Annotated in this window: 15 protein-coding genes; 2 read left to right on the top strand and 13 right to left on the bottom strand. The window is 59.5% G+C overall.

Annotation, left to right across the window (positions count from 1 at the left end; genetic code table 11):
• Both MCB86_RS06060 and MCB86_RS06055 read left to right on the top strand, forming a co-directional pair.
• Window positions 1-477 (top strand): TRAP transporter small permease, encoded by a 477-nt coding sequence (locus MCB86_RS06060; protein ID WP_045162381.1) that lies wholly within the window; start codon window positions 1-3, stop codon window positions 475-477.
• Window positions 467-1762 (top strand): TRAP transporter large permease, encoded by a 1296-nt coding sequence (locus MCB86_RS06055; protein WP_045162382.1) that lies wholly within the window; start codon window positions 467-469, stop codon window positions 1760-1762. The genes MCB86_RS06060 and MCB86_RS06055 overlap by 11 nt, the downstream gene beginning before the upstream one ends.
• Window positions 1763-2000: 238 nt before the next feature.
• On the opposite strand, the gene MCB86_RS06050 is transcribed toward MCB86_RS06055, so the two are convergent.
• The 13 genes from MCB86_RS06050 to MCB86_RS05990 all read right to left on the bottom strand — a co-directional run bounded on the left by MCB86_RS06050 (window position 2001) and on the right by MCB86_RS05990 (window position 22304).
• Window positions 2001-2444 carry a YetF domain-containing protein gene (locus MCB86_RS06050; RefSeq protein WP_239610311.1) on the bottom strand — a complete coding sequence of 148 codons (444 nt, stop codon included), beginning with the start codon at window positions 2442-2444 and terminating at the stop codon, window positions 2001-2003.
• A gap of 10 nt (window positions 2445-2454) precedes the next feature.
• A complete protein-coding gene (locus MCB86_RS06045) occupies window positions 2455-2967 on the bottom strand; it encodes a hypothetical protein (RefSeq protein WP_239610310.1) in 513 nt (170 codons plus the stop codon).
• Between the two features lie 168 nt (window positions 2968-3135).
• The gene (locus tag MCB86_RS06040; protein WP_239610309.1) at window positions 3136-6789 is read right to left on the bottom strand and encodes an EAL domain-containing protein; all 3654 of its coding nucleotides are present in this window, start codon (window positions 6787-6789) and stop codon (window positions 3136-3138) included.
• 17 nt (window positions 6790-6806) lie between these two features.
• Entirely contained in the window at window positions 6807-7847 is a 1041-nt protein-coding gene (locus MCB86_RS06035; RefSeq protein WP_239610308.1) for a chemotaxis protein CheB, read from the bottom strand.
• A 13-nt stretch (window positions 7848-7860) separates the two neighbouring features.
• Complete coding sequence (locus tag MCB86_RS06030; RefSeq protein ID WP_239610307.1) at window positions 7861-10059, bottom strand: response regulator; 2199 nt, start codon at window positions 10057-10059, stop codon at window positions 7861-7863.
• Between the two features lie 5 nt (window positions 10060-10064).
• On the bottom strand, window positions 10065-11708 hold the full coding sequence (locus MCB86_RS06025; protein WP_239610306.1) for a methyl-accepting chemotaxis protein: 1644 nt from the start codon (window positions 11706-11708) through the stop codon (window positions 10065-10067).
• Between the two features lie 11 nt (window positions 11709-11719).
• On the bottom strand, window positions 11720-12325 hold the full coding sequence (locus MCB86_RS06020) for a chemotaxis protein CheW (RefSeq protein WP_045162388.1): 606 nt from the start codon (window positions 12323-12325) through the stop codon (window positions 11720-11722).
• The gene (locus MCB86_RS06015; protein WP_239610305.1) at window positions 12310-13857 is read right to left on the bottom strand and encodes a CheR family methyltransferase; all 1548 of its coding nucleotides are present in this window, start codon (window positions 13855-13857) and stop codon (window positions 12310-12312) included. The genes MCB86_RS06020 and MCB86_RS06015 overlap by 16 nt, the downstream gene beginning before the upstream one ends.
• Complete coding sequence (locus MCB86_RS06010; protein WP_275589439.1) at window positions 13844-14323, bottom strand: chemotaxis protein CheW; 480 nt, start codon at window positions 14321-14323, stop codon at window positions 13844-13846. Before MCB86_RS06010 ends, MCB86_RS06015 begins: the two co-directional genes overlap by 14 nt.
• Before the next feature lie 529 nt (window positions 14324-14852).
• Window positions 14853-16028 carry an NAD(P)-dependent oxidoreductase gene (locus MCB86_RS06005; protein ID WP_239610426.1) on the bottom strand — a complete coding sequence of 392 codons (1176 nt, stop codon included), beginning with the start codon at window positions 16026-16028 and terminating at the stop codon, window positions 14853-14855.
• A 309-nt stretch (window positions 16029-16337) separates the two neighbouring features.
• Window positions 16338-16838: a thiol peroxidase gene (gene tpx / locus MCB86_RS06000; protein WP_045162391.1), complete on the bottom strand. Its 501-nt coding sequence runs from the start codon at window positions 16836-16838 to the stop codon at window positions 16338-16340.
• A gap of 53 nt (window positions 16839-16891) precedes the next feature.
• The gene (locus MCB86_RS05995; RefSeq protein ID WP_239610303.1) at window positions 16892-18244 is read right to left on the bottom strand and encodes a sodium:alanine symporter family protein; all 1353 of its coding nucleotides are present in this window, start codon (window positions 18242-18244) and stop codon (window positions 16892-16894) included.
• A gap of 403 nt (window positions 18245-18647) precedes the next feature.
• Window positions 18648-22304 carry a translocation/assembly module TamB domain-containing protein gene (locus MCB86_RS05990; protein ID WP_239610425.1) on the bottom strand — a complete coding sequence of 1219 codons (3657 nt, stop codon included), beginning with the start codon at window positions 22302-22304 and terminating at the stop codon, window positions 18648-18650.
• Window positions 22305-22335 lie beyond the last annotated feature (31 nt).

Below are 22335 nucleotides of genomic sequence, written 5' to 3'. Positions count from 1 at the left end.
ATGAACAATCGACAGGACGCGCGCCTTGAGCGTGTGCTGGCCACTCTGGCGCTTATGATTATCAGCCTGATCAGCCTGGCCAATGTAGTGGTGCGCTATTTCACTAACGCCTCCTTTGCCTTCACCGAAGAGCTTTCCGTGTTTCTGCTTGTCATTCTGACATTTGCCGGTGCCTCAGTAGCCATGCGCAGCAACCGGCACATTCGTATCGGACTGATCGAGCGGCTGTTCCCTGCTCTGCGCGCACCGCTGATTGTCCTTCAGTGGCTCGCCAGCATACTGGTCCTGGGATTGGTGGTTTGGTTCGGGGGGCAGTTTGCGTTGGAGGAATACCAGTGGGAGTCGGAGTCTCCCGGCCTCGGCCTACCGAACTGGTGGTACGTCGTCTGGCTGCCGTTGTTGGCACTGGCGATAGCCGTACGGCTGAGCCAGATGACGCTCGACCGGCTGCGCGGGAGGCTTTCCGATGAGCCCTGACGTCTGGATGCTCGTCAGCTTTTTGCTGTTGTTGCTGATCGGCGTACCGGTAGCCTTTTCCCTGGCGTTGTCTGGCGCCATCGGAATTCTCGCAGGCCTTTCACCAGACATGCTGGCAACGCTCGGCACCAATACCTACAACGGCGTCGCCAAGTATCCGTTGATCGCGATCCCGCTGTTCATTCTCACCGGTCTGGTATTCGAAAAGGCCGGTGTGGCGTTACGTCTGGTGCGTTTCGCCCAGGCGCTGATCGGCCCTCGACACGGCGGTCTGGCGATGGTTGCCATCCTGGTCTGCCTGATCATGGGCGGCATGAGCGGATCGGGTCCGGCAGATGCGGCAGCGGTGGCCATGGTGATGCTCCCAAGCATGACCCGCGCCGGGTACCCCAAACCGTTTTCGGCCACTCTGATTGCCGCTTCGGCGTCCACTGCGATCCTGATTCCACCCTCCATCGCACTGATTCTCTACTCCATCGTCGTACCGGGTGTGGATCTACGAGCGCTGTTCGCCGCCGGACTGTTCCCCGGCATCATCGCCGGACTGGTTCTGCTTCTACCGGCCTGGCTCCTGGCGCGCCGTTACGGCTGGGAAAACCCGGAGGACACCGAGCGGCCGCCGCTGGGCGAAAGCTTCCGTCTGGCGCTGCCGGCACTGTTCGCACCGGTGCTCATCCTAGGCGGTCTGCGCAGCGGCCTGTTTACCCCGACCGAAGCTGCGGTGGCCGGCGTTGCCTATGGCGTGCTGATCGGTTTGTTCGTTACCCGCGAACTGGACTGGCGCAATCTCTGGAAGCTCTGTGGGGAGGCGGCGGTGATCTCGGGTGTGGTCATGCTCATCATCGCGCTAGCCGGCATTTTCGCGTGGGCCGGCACGATGCTCGGCACCTTCCGTCATCTGGCCGAATGGCTGATCTCGCTTTCCGATAACAGCGCTGTGCTGCTGATTCTGGTGATGATCGCCGTGCTATTGGCCGGCATGTTGCTGGATGCGATTTCCATCTACCTGATCCTCATGCCGATCCTGATCCCGGTGATGCAACACTTCGGCTGGAACCCGGTTTGGTTCGGCATCCTGTTGGCCATGAACATCGCCATCGGCCAGTTCACGCCGCCGGTTGCGATCAACCTGATGGTCACCGCCGAAGTGGCGAAAATCCGACTGGAACAAACGGTCGGCTGGGCCATGCTGTTCGTCCTGGTCATGGGCAGCGCGCTAGTGCTGGTAGCAATCTTCCCGGAGATCGCGCTGTGGCTGCCAAGAGTGTTGGGGTATACGGTGTGAACCTGCCCAACCCTCGCTCATCGTCGTTCCAGCACGTTGCACCAGCTACGTGCGCCGACGAAACGCACCCCATCTGCTCCCCTGCCGCTACGGCCCCGGTCCGCCTACATCGGTCTATCCCTGCGGATAGGCCGGTGCAGCCGGCGCGAAGAGGCAGACGGCTATCGCTGATAGTTTTCTCTAAGAAACCACACAGCTGCGGATCGATTGATCGAGCCGAGAATATCTCGGTGGGTATTTATTCATTCGGAACTATCGAGATCTTTCCGTCTTTCTCCAGAATTGCGAATTTTATTTGGTCCAGGCGAGCCAAGCCTTGAGAGTAACGCGCCGCCTCAAGAATATCTTCCTCTTCAATACGCGCCCTTTGAGCTCTGCTTTTCAAAAGGAGGCCATTTTCAACAATGATCATGGGGTTTCCGTCGATGACCCTGCCGAGATAAGGAGAACGCCTTTTAATTAGCGATATGAGAATATCGAAGGTGACGAGCGAAACGATGATCAACACGGCATTGACCACAGAGAAATCATCTCCCAACAATGCCTGCTGGGTGGCCTCGCCAATAATGAGTAGCAGAACGAAATCGAACGTGGTTATTTGCGAGAGCGTTCGCCTTCCGGAGATTCGGAAGATTACCAACACCACCAGATATATAGCCGCTGCGCGTAGAACAGACTCCATGACTCACGCCCTATGGGTAGATGAATTGGCGCAATTCCACAACTTGGTCGCCGGAGCGCACCGTAGTGCGTGAACGGCCGAAACCGTACGGCCTGATAGCAAGATAAGCAGTTGCCCAGCCATTGCCATCCGGCTTTAACTCAAGCCGTAATCCTTTGTTAAAGCTTTCGGTCGTGACGGGTTGTGGCTGAATGCTCTCAATCGTAAACGCTTCGAGCAGATCGCCATCGATAGTCAGCCTGACGACCTTACCGTCGTTATCGGCTTTGGCTTTGATAGTCATCTCGCTGGAAGCACCGTTGCGTTCGAACACCTCGTATTGAGCGCTGAGGGTGCCATTTACGGAGGCTTTGTCAGTCCAGCTCAACGGGCCGGTTCCGAATAAACCCGTCAGTGACAGAAGCATCAACAGACACAATAGATACCAACCGACGCGCTCTGCTGCCCATACCTTCACTTGCAGCGGCATGTCTTCCTGTACTGGATAAGTCCGACTGACATATTCATCATCACGGTTGCGCATAACGAACCCAACAGGCGTGTTGTTAGGTAGAGCCTGCCGCCTACAAGGAAGTTCAGGCGCCGTGGGGCCCGTTGTGCGGGACGATATTAGGGCAGTGCATCAGCACGGCAGGAAACCAAACCGAAAATCGCGGCCTGCATCTGGCACGTCACATCACCTAGCGTTCGGTCATGCCCTACTGGGGTTGATTGATGTTCCAAGCGGTCCGGCGTTACCGTCTAATCTGCGAGAGTCCGCCATACTGCGTCGATCGGCCAGTTGAATTCGCATGCGCATATTTTCACGGATCAGTTCACGCTGCGTAAAAGCCTCCCGTATTTGGGCGCGCAAATGCTCTTCTTCCCATGGCTTGGTGATGAAGCGGTATATGACCCCTTCGTTGATAGCTTTGAGGATGCTATCCACCTCCGTGGAGGCACTCAACACAACGCGAATGACATCGGGGTAAAGCAGCCTGACCTGCCCAAGCAGTGCGATGCCGCTCATTTCATCCAGCCGCAGATCGGTCAGTATTACGTCGACCGGGTAAGAAGCCAGTAAGGAGAGCGCTTTGCGAGCAGTGGTGGCAGTTAGGATTCGATAGTTCTCGAGGCGCAGTTCTCGGCGCAGCGCATCGAGAACGCTCTGCTCGTCATTGATCAGCAGCAGATAGCGCACCTGCTCGTCGAGAATGTGTGCTGGTAATTGCAGATTCGATTTGCTGGACAGAAACGTCAGGCACTCCTCGGGTTTCAACGGGTGCGAATAAAAATAGCCTTGGAGTTCATCACAGCCGGCGTGGTGTAAGAAGCCGAGTTGTTCGGCCGTTTCCACTCCTTCTGCTATGACCTTGATGCCAAGATCATGCCCGATGGAAATCATCGAGCGCACCAACGAACCACTGTCCGGGTCGAGATGCGTGTCATTCACGAAACTGCGATCGATCTTGAGTTCGCTGAACGGAAAGCGCTTGAGATACCCGAGAGACGAATAACCAGTGCCAAAATCATCGATTGAAAACTGGATGCCCATAGAACTGAGCGCTTTCATTTTCTCCAGTGCCTGATCGGCATCGGTCATCAGGCAGGTCTCTGTCACCTCAAGTTTTATCAGGTTCGGGGTGATCTGGTATTGATCGAGCGTCCGCTCAACCCGCTCAACGAAATCCGCCTCCATCAAAGTAACTGCAGAGACGTTTACTGCCACGTTCACGCCATGCATCGCATCACGCCAGGACTGTAGCTGCCGGCACACGGCGTCGAGCACATAGAAATCGATGCCCACGACCAAACCGGTTTCTTCCGCCAATGGAATGAAATCATCCGGTGGGATCGGCTTGCCCTCGCGCTGCCAGCGCACCAGTGCCTCGAAGCCGCATAGCCGACCACTGAGCAGGTCTAGCTGAGGCTGATAAACCAGGTGATATTCGTTGTTTTGTAGCGCATGGCGGATCTGCTTTTCCAGGACCAGACGCTTCTGAATTTGCGCATTCATCTCAGGCATAAAGGCGCAAATACGGTTGCGGCCTTGGTGCTTAGCCCGATACATCGCGGTGTCAGCGTTACGCAGCAGCGTATCGATATCCTCGCCGTCGGTCGGGTAACAGCAGAAGCCGATGCTGCAGCCGACCACCAATTCATGCCCATCGAGCATCAGCGGCGTGGCAATACGTGCTTGCAGTCGCTCGAGAAAACCGATCGGCTCGGAGCACATGCGGCTATCGGTCAGCAGAATAACGAATTCATCGCCGCCAAGCCGGGCGAGCGTGTCGGTATTGCGAGTGCACTCTCGAAGACGCTCGGCAACCTGCTTCAGCAAGCAATCGCCAACGTTGTGTCCAAGGCTGTCATTGATCACCTTGAAACGATCCAGATCGATGAAAACGAGCGCGAAGGATTCCTGATTACGCGCGGAGAATGCGATCGCTTGCTGGATGCGGTCGTTCAACAGATTTCGATTCGCCAAGCCGGTCAGCCCATCATGATTGGCTTGGTGCTCGAGTTCCTCTTGATAGCGCTTGGCTTCGGTGATGTCGTGAAGAATGCCGACAAAATGACTGATCTTGCCTCGGTCGTTTACCACCGGAGATATGTTGAGCTCGTTCCAGAACTCGGAGCCGTCCTTACGATAGTTACGCAGGACGGCAGAGCCTTCCTGCTCGGTCTGCAGGGCCTGGCGAATACCAATCAGATCAATCTGGTCTCGGTCCGTTGCTTGAAGGAAGCGGCAGTTTTTACCTAGCACCTCTTCCTGCCTGTAGCCCGTGATGCGCTCGAATGCCGGGTTGACGTAAACGATGGGTTGGTCCGGCTGCTGGTTATCGGTGATGATGATGGCATTGACGCTTGCCTCCACCGCACGTGTTCGGACACGCATGCTCATGTCGCGCTGGCGCTGTTCGCTAATGTCCTGGATAACCGAGATCGATCCAAGCTGCAAACCACGCTCATCGCGGAACGGCACAGCCGAAGCCAAGACGGTCTTCTGGGCACCGTCGAACGCTTCGATGTCCAGCACCTGGTTTCGCAGCTCCTTGCCCTGCCTGGCGGCGAGGCGCAGAGGCCATTCCTGTTCGGTCAAGCGCTCTCCGGTCTCGGCCCACGCGCCCTGAAAGCGGCTCTGATCGGCCCGCTGAAGCGGCTGTTCGGCATTCCAGATGCGGCTGCATTCGACGTTGCTATCCAACAGTCCGCCATCCTGATCGCCAACCAATACGCCGACAGGCAAGCTATCGAGCACGCTGCGCAGCAGCGATTCGCTCCGCGATAACGCCTGGGTGCGCAGTTCAACCGCCTCCTCCATGCTCGCAAAAAGTCGCGCTCGTCCAAGCGCCATGGACAGCTGTTGGCCGATTGAGGTCAGAACCTCAAGCGATTCCTCCGGCCAGCTCTCGGCATCGCAACGCAACACATTGAGCATGCCGATGCATTCATCGCCAAGATTGAGTGGAATCCCCGCGTGAGTGTTTCCCCCGGGAAGGTCCTCCAACGCTGGGCAGGCTTCGATATTGGCCGGCGCGACGGGCTGCTGGCTGCGCCAGGCCTGCATGCATGGGCAGGTTTCAACGCAACGCCGAAGGGACTGCTTCGCTTTTGCCAGGCCATACCCCCGCACACCGGCGAGCTGCGCTGAAGCATCGCCCCCTTCGGCTTCCGTCATCACCAACCAGGCTCCACTGGCATCAGGGAAATCCACGATATGTTCGAGCGCAGCCTCAATGACATCCCGCTCGCTTCGGGCATCACTCAAGGCAGCGGTGAAGTCGAACAGGCAGCTGAGTAGAAGATTGCTGTGGGTGAGCTCGTCATGCTTGTTCTGTAGCTGATTGTTGAGGCGAATGCCTTGTTCGTACGTCGAAATGAGCAGATCAAAGATCTGCTGGCGATCGGCAGTGATGAAGTGCCGCTCGCCTGCCAGCATGATTTCGACACCCATCTGCATCCGCTCCTTGGTACGCAATTCCAGGTTCACCAGGAAATAACGGATACGCGACATCAAATAGTTTTGGTCATACGGTTTGACGATGAAGTTATCGGCGCCCGACGCCAGGCCGTGGACCACATCCAGCGCATTGCTCAAATGGGTGATCAAAATCAAGGGGATGTGGGAGGTCTTCGGGTCGTTTTTGAGCTGCCGGCAGAGCGCATAGCCGTCCATCTCAGGCATCACGATGTCGCTGATGACAATGGTTGGCGGCCGCTCCGCCACCATCGCCAACGCCTCGACGCCGTTGCTGGCGACGCGTACCGAGCACCCGGCGGATTCGAGCAGATACTGCAGCTCCATGGCCTGGGTTGGACTATCCTCGACAACCAATATTTCCGCAGCTTGATTCATCAGCATGTCCCGGCGCATTCCTTTTACGATGTCGCTTGCATCGCAATCGTATTGAGCATTTCGGCAATCCCTTGCGCAGACATGACCTCGCAGGCCGCCTGCAGATCGATCGCAGCACGCGGCATCGAATCGATTATCGCGTCGCTCGGTTCCTGAACGAAGGTGAGCGCTCCGTTGCGTTTCAACTCCGCCAGCCCGGCAGCACCATCACGCCCCATTCCCGACAGTTGAACCCCGATCGCCTGTCTGCCCAGTGTCCTGGCGATGGAGTGAAACAGGTAATCAGCCGATGGGCAGAACGCCTGCTCGGGCCGACAGGCTTCCAGCCGCAAATGACAATCGGCGGTGATGCCGATCTGATATCCGTCCGGGGATAAATAAAGCCTGCCGCGCTGTAGCAATTGACCGTCACAGCCAATTTCCACCGGCATTGACGTGATGCTTTGTAACCATTGACAGAAGCTGGTCAGAAATCCGGGCGCGATGTGCTGTACCAGTATTAACGTCCAAGGTTGGCCAGGTTGCAAACGCTGCAACAAGATCTTGAGTGCCGCGGGCCCACCAGCAGAAGCGGCAACCGCCACGAGCCTGGGTACCTGCGATACGACCCGGTCTATCTGCAGAGTTGGCGCCGCGCGGATCCGCTCCGTTACCAACCGCTGCCGCCGGACGACCTTCACCTGCGACATGACCCGCAAGGTTCGTAGCAACTCATCAATATGCTGATCGAAATCCGACGCGTCCGGGCCGGCGGGCTTCTCCAGCACCGCCAATGCACCAACCTCCAACCCCTTCATGGCGGTCGTTGAATCCGCCGCATTGGCGCTAGCGGTGAGCACCACCACGGGCAACGCGTGCCGCTTGAGGATGCGGGAGATGGTCGTATAACCGTCGATGCCGGGCATGTGGATGTCCATGGTGACGATATCGGGCGTATAGCTTTCAAGCATTTCGAGCGCCTGCTCACCCGACTCGGCCAACCGCACTTCAGCACCAGTGCTTTCCAGAACGGCCTGGAGAAGCATGCGAACAACCTCAGAATCATCAACAACGAGTACCCGCATTTTTGATCCTCAGTCAGATTAGCCGCCGGATGGCGTCGAGCAGGCTGTCCTGGGCGAAACCGCTTTTCACCAAGTACGCATTCGCTCCCGCTTCCAGCCCTCGGGCGCGGTCCTCGTCAGACTCAAGCGCGGTGACCAACACGATCGGAAGCCGCGCCAGGTTCGGATCGGCCCGGACGCGGTCGGCCAGCATGAAACCGTCCATGCGGGGCATTTCGACATCGGATATCAACAAATCGAAGGGCTCCTGTTTCAGCGCGTTCCATGCTTCAAGGCCGTCGTTGGCCGTGGCGACCTGATAACCCGCGGCTTCGAGAATCGTCTTGAGCAGGCCGCGCGAGGTAAAGGAGTCTTCGGCGATGAGCAATCGCTGGACGGTAGTACCAGCCGGCTCGCCTGCAGGTCTCGCCAGGGTGCTGGCGTTCGTCGACAACGCGCTCTGGTACAGATCGACAGGGTGCAGGATCGGCACCAGTCGGCCGTCGCCGAGTACGGTCGCACCCATCAGGTTGCGTACCCGTCGCAATTGCAGCCCTAGGCTCTTGACCGTGATCTCCTGGTCGCCGAGCAGCTCATCTATCAGCAGGACGAAGCGCTCACCCCGCACCTGCAGCAATAGCAGCGTAAGCTCGTCGACGTGCGGCTCCAATCTGTCGAGCCCGAGCACATCAGCCAAAGCCCAGACCGGCAAGACCCTTCCCTCCCATGCCAGCGAGGGGCGGTTTTCCATGGTCCGTATGGCGTCATGAGGCAGCCGCAAACAGCGCTCGACCGCCAGTGCTGGAATTGCGAAGGTGCGCTCGGCATTGCGCACGATGACCGCCCTGAAGGTAGACAGGCTTAACGGGAGGTTCAATTCGAAGCAGGTGCCCTCTCCAAGGCTCGACTCGGTCTCGATGCGTCCACCGATGCGCTCGACCGCTTCCTGGACGATGGCCATGCCCAAGCCGCGTCCGGACAGTTCGGTAATCATCGCGCTGGTTGAAAGGCCGGACGCAAACACCAGCTTGTAGGTCTCTTCCATGGTCATTTGCGCGACCTGCTCTTCGCTCAACAGGCCGGTCTCCAGCGCTCGCGCCTTCAGCTGGTGGATATCGATTCCTCGGCCATCGTCGCGCACGCTCAATCGGAAACGATCCGCCGACTCCTGGCTCAGCTCGATCTGCAGTCGCCCTACCGGCGATTTGCCAAGAGCTTCACGCTGAGACGGGCTTTCCAACCCATGGTCGATGGCGTTGCGCAACAGATGAGTCAACGGCGTTCGCAGCTCATCGAGAATACGCTTGTCGATCTGCAGTTCCGTACCACGGATCTGCAGATCGACGCGCTTGCCTGCTCCGCTCGCCAGGTCCTGCACCATCGCCGGGATACCCTGTACCAGATTACCGGCGGGCAGCAAAAGCACAGCGAGCAACTCCGCGGCATGGCTATCCGACAGCTGTGACAGCCCAGCGGCAAGTTGGCGGCTGGCCTTCTCGAGATTCATCGCCTCGAAATGAAGTCGATCCAGTTGCGCCTGACTCCAATCCAACTGATCAAGCACCCCCTTAAGCAAATCACGGCTACCCAGCGGCAGTGTTTCCAGCTCCTCGCGCAGTTGTTTCCAGCCCGGACTGCCGGCAAGAAGCGCCCTGCCACGCTGGGAGTCGAAACCCCGCGAATGCTCGCGCAGATGCTGAGCCAACGCCACGGCCTCGAGCTTGTGTTGCAACAGGGTTTCGCCGTGGTACAGCAACGCGTCAAGATTATCCGTGGACACCCTGACCATATTCGATTCAGCAGGAGGCGCCGCCGCGGGCCTCTCTCCTCTGGACTCCACCGCTTCGCCACGCGACGCGGACTCGAGCTGCTCGATCAGTTGCCGTTGCTCGCCTCGATCCAGGGGAGTACCCGCCTCGAGCTTCTGTACGGCAGCCAGTGCCTGCCGACAGATATCTACCCGTTCAGGAGTCAGCTCGAGCTCGCCCTTGCGCACTGCGCCCAGCAGCGTCTCCCAGGCATGACAGATCTGCTCGATGGGTCTGAGCCCAACCGAGCGGGCGGCGCCTTTGAGGCTATGCACTTCACGAAACAGTGACTCAACGGATTGTGGATCAGTGAAACCTTCGCGCCAGTCCGCGAGCCGATCGGCAAGCACCATCAAGCGCTCACGCGCCTCCGTTCGAAAGCCTTCCAGCAATCGTCGCTGTAGCGCTTCACGATCCAGGCTCATGGCCGTTACAACCTGAAGCGACTGGTCAGGGTCTTGAGCTTCAACCCCACCTCGTGCAGATTGCGCGCTGCCACATCGACCTGTCGCGTACCGCCGACATTGTCCTGGCTTGCCTGGCGGATGTAATCCATGGCGCTGGAGATCTGGTCCATCCCGGCCATCTGCTGCTGGCTGGTGGCGGCGATCTGCAAGGCCACGTCGCTGGACTCCTCGATACTGCTGCTCAACGTGCGAATCGACTCGCCGCTCACGCGAGCTCGCTCATAACCAGTCTCGACCGCCTTGCTGCCTTGCTCGGCCAGCATTACCGCCTTCGTCATCGCTTTCTGGATATCGCCGAGAATGCCGCGCACCTGCGCGGTGGCCTGCTTGGACTGATCTGCCAGCGCCTTGACCTCCTGCGCCACTACCGAGAAACCCTTGCCCGCCTCCCCCGCCTTCACGGCCTCGATGGAGGCATTCACGCCGAGCAGATTCGATTGTTCGGCAAGGTCGCCTACCGTCGCGACAATTTCGCCGATGGCTTGGGTCTGATCGCCCAGTCGCATAATGCTTTCACCGACGGCCTGCATCTGCTCGCGGATTTGCTGCATCCCCTTGAGCGCTTCGTCCACTGCCTGAAAGCCGCTCTGGGCGACCAACCGGGTACGCTCAGCGCTTTCGGTCACGGTTTTCGACTTGGTGCTGGCCAGTACGGCGGTCTGTTTGACTTCCTCTACCGTGGTGGCGATTTCGCTGATGGCCGTGGCGGTTTCCTGGGTGCTCGAAGCCGCCTGGCTGGTAGCCGCGAGAATCTCCTCGCTGGAACTGGCCAGCACCGAGACTCCTTCGTTGATTTCCTGCACCATTTCTCGAAGGTACAGACTCATGTCGGCAAAGGCCTTAGCCAGGCTGCCCACCTCATCCTGACGCGAGCTGGTGGGGACCGAGCGGGGGATGTCGCCGCGCCCGATCTGCTCAGCGAGCCCCGTCAGCCAGGCCAACGGCTTGGAAATATGGCGACTGAGCAACCACGCCAGCACGCCGCTGATGAGCACCAGCATCAGGCATAGCTGAAACGTGCTGGTGCGTGTCGCCTCGAGTTGCTGCTGCGACACGGCGAAAGACTCGCTGATACGACGATCGGTCAGACGGGTGAGCTCCGCGCCAAGCTTATTGATTCGCTCGAGCCGTTCGGCCTGCTCCCTCGTCTGTAGTTGCACCGCCACTTCGGGACGGCCGTCTCTCATCAATTGCAGTTGTTGATTTCGCACCTCCACCAGCGCGGTACGTAATTCCACTATTCGATCAACGATACGGATAACTTCGATGTCATTGGTCGAATCGGATTGCAGCTGTCTGACAATTCGATCGTTGTCCTCACTGCCCTTCCTGATCGATTCCTCCAGTCCACTCGAGCCGGTCTGGCTGCCCTGCATACTGGCGTTCAACGCCAGCAGAAGGTCTCCGCGTAAATCAGCGAGATTGGCACGCAACTGGTTCACCAGGGAAACGCGCTGATAGTGACGCTGGAACTGCTCCTCCTCCTGTTCTTGCAACTTGGCGAAGCGCGCCTGGGTGGTGAACAGGAGCGAGCCAAACCCCAAGATGAAAATGGCGAAAATGATCACCAGTTTGCTGCCGATGCTGAACCGCAAGGCTTGCCTCATACTTCTTTTCCTTATTCGATGATGACGCGCATAGCCGGATCGCCCAGCATCCGGGCGCCGTCGAGAACCGTCCATTGATCGGCCGTGACGCCGAGCAGATACGCCGAGCGAATGCCCGACAGGTTGGCGACCTCCTGTTGCAGGGCCGCCGTTTGAATCTGTTTGACCCCCAGCACGCGGTCGATCAATAGCCCGAACTCCATCTCCGGCCCTTGCATGACGACCAGAAAATTCTTGTCGGACAGTCCTCCAATCGGGAGATCGAACAGCACGCGTAGATCAAGTACCGAGACGATACGGCCACGCACATTGACGATTCCCAGCACATGAGGCGGGGTGCCGGGCAGCGGCGTATATTGCGACAGAGGCATCACTAGGCTTACGTGCTCGCTTTCTACTGCGTAAGTCTCGCCGCTCAGGCTGAACGTCAGCGTCTCGATCCAGCCACCCTCCTGTTCCGCCTCTGGCATGGCCGCCCACTTCTGCGTCCGCTCACGCAATCGCGCCTCGAGCGTCGCGGCATCGGGCTTGAAGCCTGTGTCTAGACGTTGGCCTAATTCCGCCAAACGCAGGTGTATTTCGGCCCAATGGCCATCCTTATTCAACGATTCGGCCATGGCTGGTCTCTCGTCACTATCTGATCGCAAAGGCGCAACAACTGAGCGCAGCTCATGCCGTCGGCGCGAGGCACTGGAGCGTCCTCGGCTTGCTCGCTCAACAGCTGCCGGCACACCTGAAGGGATTTGCTGCTGGCTTGCGCCTGGTCATCGCTACGGAGCAGACGGGCCTGGAGGAAATAGCCAAGAATGAAATCCGGCTCCAGATAGAGCGCCTTTTGCAAGGCGGATAGCGCTCCACGGGTGTTACCGGCCTGCTGTTCCAGTAATGCCGATAACCAATAGGCAGACGTTGAGGCTGCATCGAGGGCGAGCGCACGCTCGAGGTAGCATCTGGCTGGTTCGATCCGCAGCTCGTCGGCCCAGCTCCTGGCCAGCAACAAGCAAGTCTCATGCTGCTGCCCCGGGCTCAGCCCAGGACAACCCAGATAGGCATGCAAGGATTCTCGCGCCACCTCCGACTGTCCCTGAGCCAGGGCTTGCTGCGCCTGTGCCCAAAAGACCGCTGGATCCGTCTCGATCACTCGGGGTTCGTTTTCAGGCGTCGTGACTCGTCTCGGAGCGGTTCTCGACAAAGCCGCAGGTTCTGCTGGGGCAGCGGCCGCATGATCGCCCCCAGGCCAGAGCAACTGGGCCGGCGACGCAACTGGCCGAGGCACGCATAATTCCTTCGCACCTATCGAACCCGGCAGAGTCAACGCATAGTTGCTGGCTGCCATGCACCCCTTCAGCCCGGCCTGGGTCGCGATGCCGGCCTCGACCGAGCTCAGCAACAGCACCCCGTTCGGTTCCAGGCTGGCGAGCAGACGATGCAACGCAGCGCTGGCACGCGCAGGTGAGAAATACATCAACACGTTGCGACAGAGAACCAGATCGGCGCTTGGCATCGGGCTCGGTTGCCGAGCATCCGTCAGATTGAAACGGACGAAGCGAATACGATCCAACCAATCAGAGCGCACTCGCCAGCGGGAACCCTCCGCCTGGAAATAACGCCGACGGAACGCATCGTCATTGCCGCGGAAAGCATTGCGGCCATATACGCCACGCCGTGCATGCGTCAGGAAATCCTCATTGATATCGGTGGCCAACAACTCCACATCCCAACTGCGACGCTCAGTGCCGAGGAGTTCATCGATCAGGAACAAAAGGCCATAAGCTTCCTCACCCGTGCAACATGCCGCGCTCCAGAGCCGCAAATAGCGTTGTCCTTCTCTCCTGCGTCGCGCCAGCAACGGCTTCAGGTGATTTCGCGCCAGCCAACCGAACGCTTCCGAGTCGCGCCTGAAATAGGTTTCGCCGACGGAAAATGCCGGGACCAGAGCCTGGATCTGGGACGCGTTCCAGTCGGCGAAAGCCAGCGCCTCCAACCAGTGCTCGGTATCCGGCAAGCGTTGTTCCCGTGCCAGCCTGAGCAGGCGGCGCAAGAGATCGCTTCGTCGCTCTCCCGAGAAGTCCATGCCCAGGTGCTGGTGCACCTTGTGAGCCAAGGCGTCGAGCAGACGTGGTGAGCATTGCAAGTCAGACACTCTCATTGCCGGCCTCGGTAGCCTGGGCCATCGCCTCGGCCAAACGCTGTTCATCGGCGGCCGACAGCAGCTGTTCGACATCCTGGATTAGCAACATGCCCGTCGCGCTTCGTACCACGCCGTGCAGCAGATTGGAGGGCACTCTAGGGTCGGGCGCCGGAAAGAACGATTCAGGTTCGCAAGCGAGGACTACCGCAACCGACTCGGCTGACAGCAGCAGTTCGCGCCGGCTGGTTTTGAGCCAGATCAAGGGTTGCCAGAGGGATTGCTGGGCCGGATGCAAGCCGAAGCGCCCAGACAGATCGATAACCGGCAGAACTTGTCCACGCAAGTTGACCAGCCCACAGACTGACTCTGGAGCCCCCGGTAGCGGTGTATTGAGAAGCGCAGGCAAGACCTTCACGACGTTCTCAAGCGGTACGGCACACTGGAGGTTACCGATGGTGAAAGGTAGTACTGATAATCCTTCCATATACATCCGGCGACGTTTACTTGGGAATTAACCGAGGCCCTTGCAGCATAGTCCAAGGCAAAAGAGTGCGCCGGTTCGTCGCGTCGAATTAGTAATTAAGCCGAAGGGAAGCCGTGCCAATTGCACAGAGGCCTATTGGAACCTGACCGGCCACGCCTGACCGGGTCCGGTTTGCATCCGATTGCTTCCTGGGCCGAGGAGCAAACCGCGTGCATGCGGCCCCTTGCCATGCTCCCACGGTGCACGGGAAAATATCCGGGATCGAGGCTTATCGGAAGGTCAACGCCCATACGTACGCTTGGTTTAACAGCGTGGCGATGAGCGTCGAACTGTTGCGTGGTTCGAGAACGGCCATGCTGAGTGATGTTATGGTCCGGCGACGCCAAGCACGTCACCCTCTCACGCCAGGCGCCTGGTCTCGTCGCAACGCCCACTACGCCGACACCATCCTGCGCAGCGCCCCGGGCGATGGTCGCGCAGCATGGAGCGACACCAAACAGCGTATCGCTCTTTTTTATCGACTGGTCTCTCAGCCGCCTATCGCAATCATTCCAACGGGCTGCAGGCTTGCTGGTGGCGTCTGCGTGACCTTAGCAGCACGCTCCGCACGTTGCTGCATGACGATATCCAGCGCGCGGCTCGGCAGGAGGTCAACGTCGTCGAACGTAATCAACTGACCGGGTTCAACCGCACGCTTGAGTGCTGTCTTGCGCAGCAGGCCGATCGGAACGTGATTTGGATTCTGATCGAGCTTGAGCGCCTCACCACGGAACTGGAAGCCACCGATGCCGCGCTCAATGAGCTCACCAGGGCGCATGGCCCGTTTGGCAATGGCACCTACACCCAAGGTCGGCGCGGTGGAATTATTCAGCAGCACGCCACCTCCGTTGAGTACGCGACGCACGGTCTTGCCCACTTCCAATGAACACAGGTGGAACGGACGCACCAACGTGTAATAAGGACCGGGACCGAGCTTGAAATACTCGATAGCGGCCTGCTGGCTGTCGTCATGCCGACAGACCAGGAATACGCCGCCGGCTGGATACCCAGAGGGAATGACGTAATCGACGAATGGCTGACCGAGGCGCTCAGCCATCATGCCAAGCAAATTCCCTGTTTCGGTCAGATTGGTCGATGCCAGCCCTTCTAGCCCCTGCTGAGTAATGGTCGCGCCCAAACCGTTTCCAACGATCACTTGCTCGATCTGCACCTTGGTGCCGTCGGTGAAAGAAGTGGTCTGATCGATGCTGATACCCTGGTGTTTCGACCAGTACGTCATGTCTTCGAGCGACGGATCGTGGTTCAGGTAACCCTTCATGTTGCCGTACACCAACGGCTTGAAGCCCATCATCAGGGCTTCTTCATGCAGCGCCGCCAGCGAGCCGGGCTGGTCGCCCTCAGCTTCGGTGATAAAACCCTTACCGGCCAGATAAGAGCCCGTGGTGACCTGCAGCTCTGCATTGACCGTCACTACCGGCAAGCCGGCCTCGAACGCGCGCTCGATGACCTCGGTGCCATGAAAGACATCACCGCTGCATTCGACGATCAGATCGGCGTCATCGATCAATTGATCGATGGAGTTCGTGAGCCGTTCGGTCAGGGGAAAGTCGCTGAAGGAATTCAGCGGGCGGCGAGTCAGCACACCGGAAATTTCCAGATCCTGGTAGTGCTGCTTGATCAGCCGGATAAAGCAATGGGCAATCATTCCTGTGCCGGATACACCGATCTTCTTTTTGATATGCGAGGTAGACATAGGGGCGAATCCATTCAATAGGCAACGAATGCTCTGACCGCAGCGGCACGAAAAGATTTTGTAGCAAAATAAAAAATCTGGCCTAACGCCATCGCGTGACGCCGTTGCGTCTGCAGAGCGCTTGATAGCTCAAGCTAAGCGTTAGCAGCACGATTCAGCCAATTGATTAATGGCAAGCGAAAAGGGTGTGCGGGCTAGATTTTTGTCGCCAGATTCGGGAAGAAAAAGAAGCGGCGTTGCACCGCTTCCTATCGATCGTAATTACTTGAGGGCCGCAATAGCCGCTTCATAATTCGGTTCGGTACCGATCTCGGCGACCAATTCGCTGTGCAGCACCTGGTCCTGCTCGTCCAGCACGACGACGGCCCGCGCGCTTACACCAGCAAGCGGGCCAGTGGCGATCAACACGCCATAATCCTCGAGAAATTCCCGACCGCGCATAGTCGACAGGTTGACTACGTTCTCCAGTCCTTCTGCCCCGCAAAATCGCTTCTGCGCGAACGGCAGGTCCGCAGAGATGCACAGCACAACGGTATTGGCCAGCTCGTTGGCCTGAGCGTTGAACTTGCGTACCGAGGTGGCGCACGTCGGCGTATCGATGCTCGGAAAGATGTTCAGCACCTTGCGCTTGCCAGCAAAGCTGCTCAGCGTGACATCAGCCAGGTCGCCACCGACCAGGCTGAACGGCTTAGCCTTCTGACCCGCCTGCGGAAAAACGCCGGCCACCTGGATCGGGTTGCCCCTGAGGGTTACTTCAGTCATGTGAACTCCTAGTTGGAATGGGCCGCGAGAAGAACACTCGCGGCCTGGATTGATCACGCAGCCTGATTACGGGCGAAATATTCCTTGGTCAGCTTGACCACTACCGGGCTCAGTAGCAGCAGCGCAACCAGGTTGGGAATCGCCATCAGGCCGTTGAGGGTGTCGGCCAGTAGCCAGGCGAAATCCAGCTGCGCGATCGCACCGAACGGCACTGCCAGCACCCAGATGATACGGAACGGCCAGATCGCCTTGGTGCCGACCAGGAACTCCCAGCATTTCTCGCCGTAGTAGCTCCAGCCAAGAACCGTGGTGAAAGCAAACACCACCAGTGCGACGGTCAGTAGCGCCCCGCCAACTCCCGGCATGGCTGATTCAAAGGCTGCGGCGGAGAGTGCAGCACCGCTTTCGCCTCCGGTCCAGACACCGGAGCAGATAATCGCCAGACCCGTGATGGTGCAGATGATCAGAGTATCGATGAATGTGCCCATCATCCCGATCATGCCTGAGCGTACCGAGCTTCTGGTGGTACCGGCGGCCTGAGCGATGCCGGCAGTGCCGAGGCCTGCCTCATTGGAGAAGATACCCCGCGCGACACCGAAACGAATCGCTGCCATGACCGCCGCGCCGGCAAAGCCGCCTGTGGCCGCGATAGGCGAGAACGCGTGGGTGAAGATCAGGTCGAATGCAGCAGGAATTTCCGAGGCGTGCACCACCAGCACCGTGATGCCAGCGATGATGTAAGCCACACACATGAACGGCACCAGCGCCGCTGCCACAGCGCCTATGCGCTTGATACCGCCCAGGATCACCAAGCCCACGAACAGCATGGCAACCAGACCGGTGACCCACAGAGGTACGGAGAATGTGGCCTCGAGCGCAAGTGCCATGCTGTTCACCTGCACCATGTTGCCGATACCGAACCCAGCCAGACCACCGAAAATGGCGAAGGCGCTGCCGAGCCACAACCAGCGCTTGCCCAGACCGTTCTTGATGGCATACATCGGCCCGCCGACATGCTCGCCACGGTCATCCTTCTCGCGGTAATGGACCGCCAGAACGACTTCGCAGTACTTGGTGGCCATGCCGACCAGCGCGGTACACCACATCCAAAACAGCGCACCCGGGCCGCCGAGAAAGATCGCCGTGGCTACACCGGCGATGTTTCCAGTGCCGACGGTGGCGGCCAGACAGGTCATCAGCGCCTGGAATGGGCTGATCTCACCCGTCTCCTCGTCGCCTTTTACGCGCCCGCGCCAGATCAATGCGAAGCCGGTGCCAATATGCGCCAGCGGCACGAACTTGAGCATCACCATAAGGAAGAGACCGGTACCGAGGATCAGCACCAGCATGGGTGGTCCCCAGACGAGACCGTTAATGTTGTTGACCAGGTTTTGCAGGAATTCCATTCAAGGCACCCTTATTAATTATGTTAGACATCCTTGCCCGAGCGGCCCGCGCCGGAGCGAAATACAAATGCAGCGCACACGCCACATTTCCATCCCCTGCCGAAGCGACTCGGTAATGACCCCGACTTCAATGTGCTGGGTACTACCGGCAACCTGCAAAACTCATGCTAGAGCCTTGCGTCAGCCGTCATGCGAGGAGCGACCGAGCGATCCTACCATCACCACGAGTGCTTGGCGCGACACCGTTGACAGGTGCTTTTCGCAGCCTTGAGCGACTCGCAGGTCACCGAATGAGCGGAGCCCTGATTGCCGGTTACGTAAGCTCACCAGCGTAGCTCAGCGCTGCGATGCCGCCAGCGAATTCGGTGCGTTTTTTTTGCAGGCGGTATCGCTGCATGAGCGGCTAGAAGTTGCGTCGATAGAAGAGGTCGAGCGAACTGGCCAGCCCGCTCGCAGCCTCGAGAAATATCCGCTTGGTCAATTGATAGCGCAGGGCAACGGTGTTGGCCGATTCGAACACCCCAACACCGTAACGAAGCGTCAATCGATCGGTAAGACGACCGCTGGCGACGACGCTGGTTTCCGTGCCACGACCTTCAGTGTCGAGCTGGAAATCCTGAATGCCCAGACGCTGGGCAACATTGCCGGTAATCGACGAGCTACCCGCCAGACCAAGCCCTAGCGCCGCCTGCGCCAACATGTTGTTTTCACCCTCATCGGTGCCCAAAGGCCGTCCGAGCACCAGATACGACAGCGCCTGCTCCTGGCTCATCGCCGGCTCGGCGAACACGTCGACCCTCGGTTGTTCGGCGCTACCGGTTATGCGTAAACCGGCGATGACGTTGTCCGACTCGATCCGTCGTATGGCCTCGATATTCAGGAATGGTTGCGTCAGCACACCCGTGAACAACAGCTGAGCACGGCGAATGGTCAGGCGCTGGCCGTAAGCACGATATCGACCATTGTTGAGATTGAGCTCGCCGCGTGTGTCTAGGTTGTCGCCGATGTGTACATAGCCCGCTAAATCGGCCGTGAGACCAAAGCCTTTGAATCGCAAGCGGTCCTCGCCCACTTCGACATCGATATCCATGCGAATGGCCATCGGTGCCTGGGCTTCTTCGGTATCCGCACCGATGATCACGGCGTCTTCGGAAACCCGAACGGTCGAAGGTGGCAACTCGCGCACGGTGATATCACCGCGCGGTACGCGCACCTTGCCGCTCACCGCCAATTGATCACCGGCCAGCTCAAGACGCAGATCCGGCTCGACCTCGAGCTCGGCGTAAGGCTCGACGATCACCGGCAGCCGGCTGCCCCTCACGCGTAGATCCAGATCCAGCGCATCGCCCCAATCCAGGGTGCCGGCAATCTCCCCTCGCCCCTGCTCACCGCTGCGCCAGTCGCCATCGACTCGCGAGCGCTCACCCTCGATGGTGGCCCGTACCTGAAGCTGCTCGAAACTGACGGGCAGCTCGCTGCCGGCAATCTCCGCGTCGCTCAGTCTCAGCTCACCGTTGACCTGCGGCTGTTGCAAGCTGCCGGATAACTCGCCATTGCCGTTCAGCTGTCCGCTCAATCGCTCGACTTGAGCCACGAAGGGCCTGGCTACGGAAAGATCGAAACGGCTCAGACGGAACGAGCCGGAGATGGCCTTGGCCTCGGTACTCGGATCGACCCGCAGTTGCACGTCGAGCTCGCCGAGTTCCCCACCCTCGAAGCGCAAGCGGCTGTCGACTTGCCGCGGCGTAAGCTCGCTGTTCAGTGCCAGGGTTGTATAAGGAAAGTCCAACCACTGTTCGCCGTCGCGCATACGCAAGGTGCCGGGCCCCGCATCGACTCGAACGTTCCCGCTGGGACCCGCATTCGGCAGGTCCAACGACAGGTCGGCATTGACCTCCCCTTGCCAGAGCAGATTGTCGGGCAGGTAAGCGGCCAGTGATTCCAGTGGAAAATCACGCAGCCGGTAACGCAGTTGCGGATCGGGCATTAGCCGCTGATCCTCGGCACAGAGCGTGGCCGGACCCGATCCCCAGCAATGTGCGCCCAAGGTCACCCGACCGCTGGCCAAGCGCTGCAGGGTGGCCGGCTGCTCAAGTGTCCACTGCTGTCCCTTAGCATTCAGTTCGGCTCGCAGCAGGCGCCCTCGCCAATCCTCTCCACGCAATCCGCCATCCAGCCCCAAGGACAAATCGAGCAGCGGCCCTTGCAGGCTCAGACTGACCTGATGCGCCGGACGAGTCCCCTCGGCATTTATGTGCAGCTGCCCCAGATCGGTATCCCCCGCCTGCAACCCCGTGGCGGTGAGTTGCAGTTGGCCGCGCTCGCCTTCCTTGAGGTTCGCGGCCAGTTGCAGACGATCCAAGCGATTGTCCTGGAACGCGATTTGGCGGCCATCAAGCGTCAGCTCGCCCTGGGGGGCGGCCGGCGTGCCCGCCAGGCTGAGGTTGCCGGCGAGCTGGCCTTGGAGATCAGGCCAAAGCTGCGCCAAACGCGGCAAATCCAGCTCGAGGCTTGCCTGCAAGGTTTCAGCCCAGCGCCCGTTACCCTGGATCCGGTTGTCGCCGAGGCGCAAGTCCATACGGGGAACGTCCCAGGTGGCACCCTGCCCGCTCGCCTCCAGCTGAAGATTCAGCGGTTGCTGGCGCAACGTACCGTCCAGATCAAGACGAGCCTCGGCCTGCAGCTGTTCATCACGCATTGCGCCGCGGCTGCTGAGCGTGCCTTTCAACCGTCCCGGCAGTTCCGTAACCCAATACGACGGATCGAACTCGCTGAGATCCAACGTGGTGTTCCAATCGACACCGTTGGCGAAGCCCACGCTGAGATTCCCGTCGGCTCGGCCCTGTCCGGCACGCAATTCGAGCTGCGGCAGATGCACCTCTTCGAGATCGCCGCTGATAGGACTTCGCAAGGTGAAATCGCCCGACGGGCCGGTCAGCGCTGCATCGAAGTTGCCCAGGTAGTTGCCCCTGTCGTATTGCAGCTGCGCATTGAGCGTGCGAAGTGTCACGGGGGGCTCTTCCATGTCCGGATACAACCGACGCCATGGGAAGTCGCGCCAGGCCAGCTCACCCTCCCCCTGCAGTCCTTCCTGCCAGTCCGCCTGGCCACTCAAGCTGAGCCGTTGCCCCTCGCCGGCCTCAAGCTGTAACGCTTCGACCTGCGCATGGATCTTGTCGACCAGCGCATTCAGGGCGATGCCGACCGCACCGCCCTCGCCTTGCAAACTCCCCTCGCCGACCAGCCGATAGCCACGCTGCAGATCGCCAGCAACGGTCAGGTCAAGCGTGTCCAGACGCAGCGCATCGGGGAGCTCTTCCGCGGCTTTGAAGCGCTCCACCGTCAGCAGCAGATTCGCCGGCAAATCCGACTCCAAGGGACGTATCCAACCTCCGAGCGTGCCGTCGAGATAGCCCTGGCTTTCGACGTCCAGCATCAGGTGCTCGCGCAATTCGCCATCCAGCGCAATCTTCAGCGCCCAGGGTTGCCCATCGGGCGAGCGCACCGCTGCATCGCCGGCCAGTTCCAGCGGCCAGTCGCCGCTCGGTTGCAGGCGACCAGCCATGTCCAGCGAGAGGTCTTCGCGGCGCAGCTGCAGCGCCTGGATATCCAGGCCGTCCTGACGCCAATCCGCGCGCAGCTGCAGGCGCTGCAACTGCTCGACATCATTCAACCGAAGCCTGCCGATCTCGATCCGTTCGACTCGCAATCGCAGCGGCAACTTGATGTCGGGCAGGCTGAACGGCTCACTGGGCGCAGCATCCTCCTGCGTCGGTGGGAACCGCAGATCAATATCGCCGACGACCAGCTCCTCGACGCACAGCGTCATGCGGAGCAGGCATAGCGGTGACCATGCCATTCGCGGCGACTGCACCTCGACGCGGCTGCCGTCCTGCTCCCAGGTCAGCCGCTGCGCCTGCCAATCGCCACCAAGGCGCCCGCGAAACTGCTCGACCTGCACTCCGGGGACCTGGCTCAAGGCCCACCGACTGCCCACACTGGTGCCAAGCACCAGGACTACGGCCAGCAGAGTCAGGAGCAGCAAGGCCAGAAGACCCAACAGCGCCCAACGAATGACTCGTGCCGTAGAC

It is taken from the genome of Pseudomonas sp. KSR10, assembly GCF_022355455.1.
GTDB lineage: Bacteria > Pseudomonadota > Gammaproteobacteria > Pseudomonadales > Pseudomonadaceae > Stutzerimonas > Stutzerimonas stutzeri_E.
Note: the sequence above shows the minus strand (reverse complement) of the source record. Positions and strands in the feature narration are given on the sequence as shown.

Bases quoted from the DNA above. Each gene is read 5' to 3' on its own strand.
- MCB86_RS06040 (WP_239610309.1), bottom strand. From the start codon at position 6,789: ATGCTGATGAATCAAGCTGCGGAAATATTGGTTGTCGAGGATAGTCCA.
- MCB86_RS06055 (WP_045162382.1), top strand. From the start codon at position 467: ATGAGCCCTGACGTCTGGATGCTCGTCAGCTTTTTGCTGTTGTTGCTG.
- MCB86_RS06035 (WP_239610308.1), bottom strand. From the start codon at position 7,847: ATGCGGGTACTCGTTGTTGATGATTCTGAGGTTGTTCGCATGCTTCTC.
- MCB86_RS06025 (WP_239610306.1), bottom strand. From the start codon at position 11,708: ATGAGGCAAGCCTTGCGGTTCAGCATCGGCAGCAAACTGGTGATCATT.
- MCB86_RS06010 (WP_275589439.1), bottom strand. From the start codon at position 14,323: ATGGAAGGATTATCAGTACTACCTTTCACCATCGGTAACCTCCAGTGT.
- MCB86_RS06050 (WP_239610311.1), bottom strand. From the start codon at position 2,444: ATGGAGTCTGTTCTACGCGCAGCGGCTATATATCTGGTGGTGTTGGTA.
- MCB86_RS06005 (WP_239610426.1), bottom strand. From the start codon at position 16,028: ATGATTGCCCATTGCTTTATCCGGCTGATCAAGCAGCACTACCAGGAT.
- MCB86_RS05995 (WP_239610303.1), bottom strand. From the start codon at position 18,244: ATGGAATTCCTGCAAAACCTGGTCAACAACATTAACGGTCTCGTCTGG.
- MCB86_RS06060 (WP_045162381.1), top strand. From the start codon at position 1: ATGAACAATCGACAGGACGCGCGCCTTGAGCGTGTGCTGGCCACTCTG.
- MCB86_RS06020 (WP_045162388.1), bottom strand. From the start codon at position 12,325: ATGGCCGAATCGTTGAATAAGGATGGCCATTGGGCCGAAATACACCTG.
- MCB86_RS06015 (WP_239610305.1), bottom strand. From the start codon at position 13,857: ATGAGAGTGTCTGACTTGCAATGCTCACCACGTCTGCTCGACGCCTTG.
- MCB86_RS06030 (WP_239610307.1), bottom strand. From the start codon at position 10,059: ATGAGCCTGGATCGTGAAGCGCTACAGCGACGATTGCTGGAAGGCTTT.
- tpx (WP_045162391.1), bottom strand. From the start codon at position 16,838: ATGACTGAAGTAACCCTCAGGGGCAACCCGATCCAGGTGGCCGGCGTT.
- MCB86_RS06045 (WP_239610310.1), bottom strand. From the start codon at position 2,967: ATGCGCAACCGTGATGATGAATATGTCAGTCGGACTTATCCAGTACAG.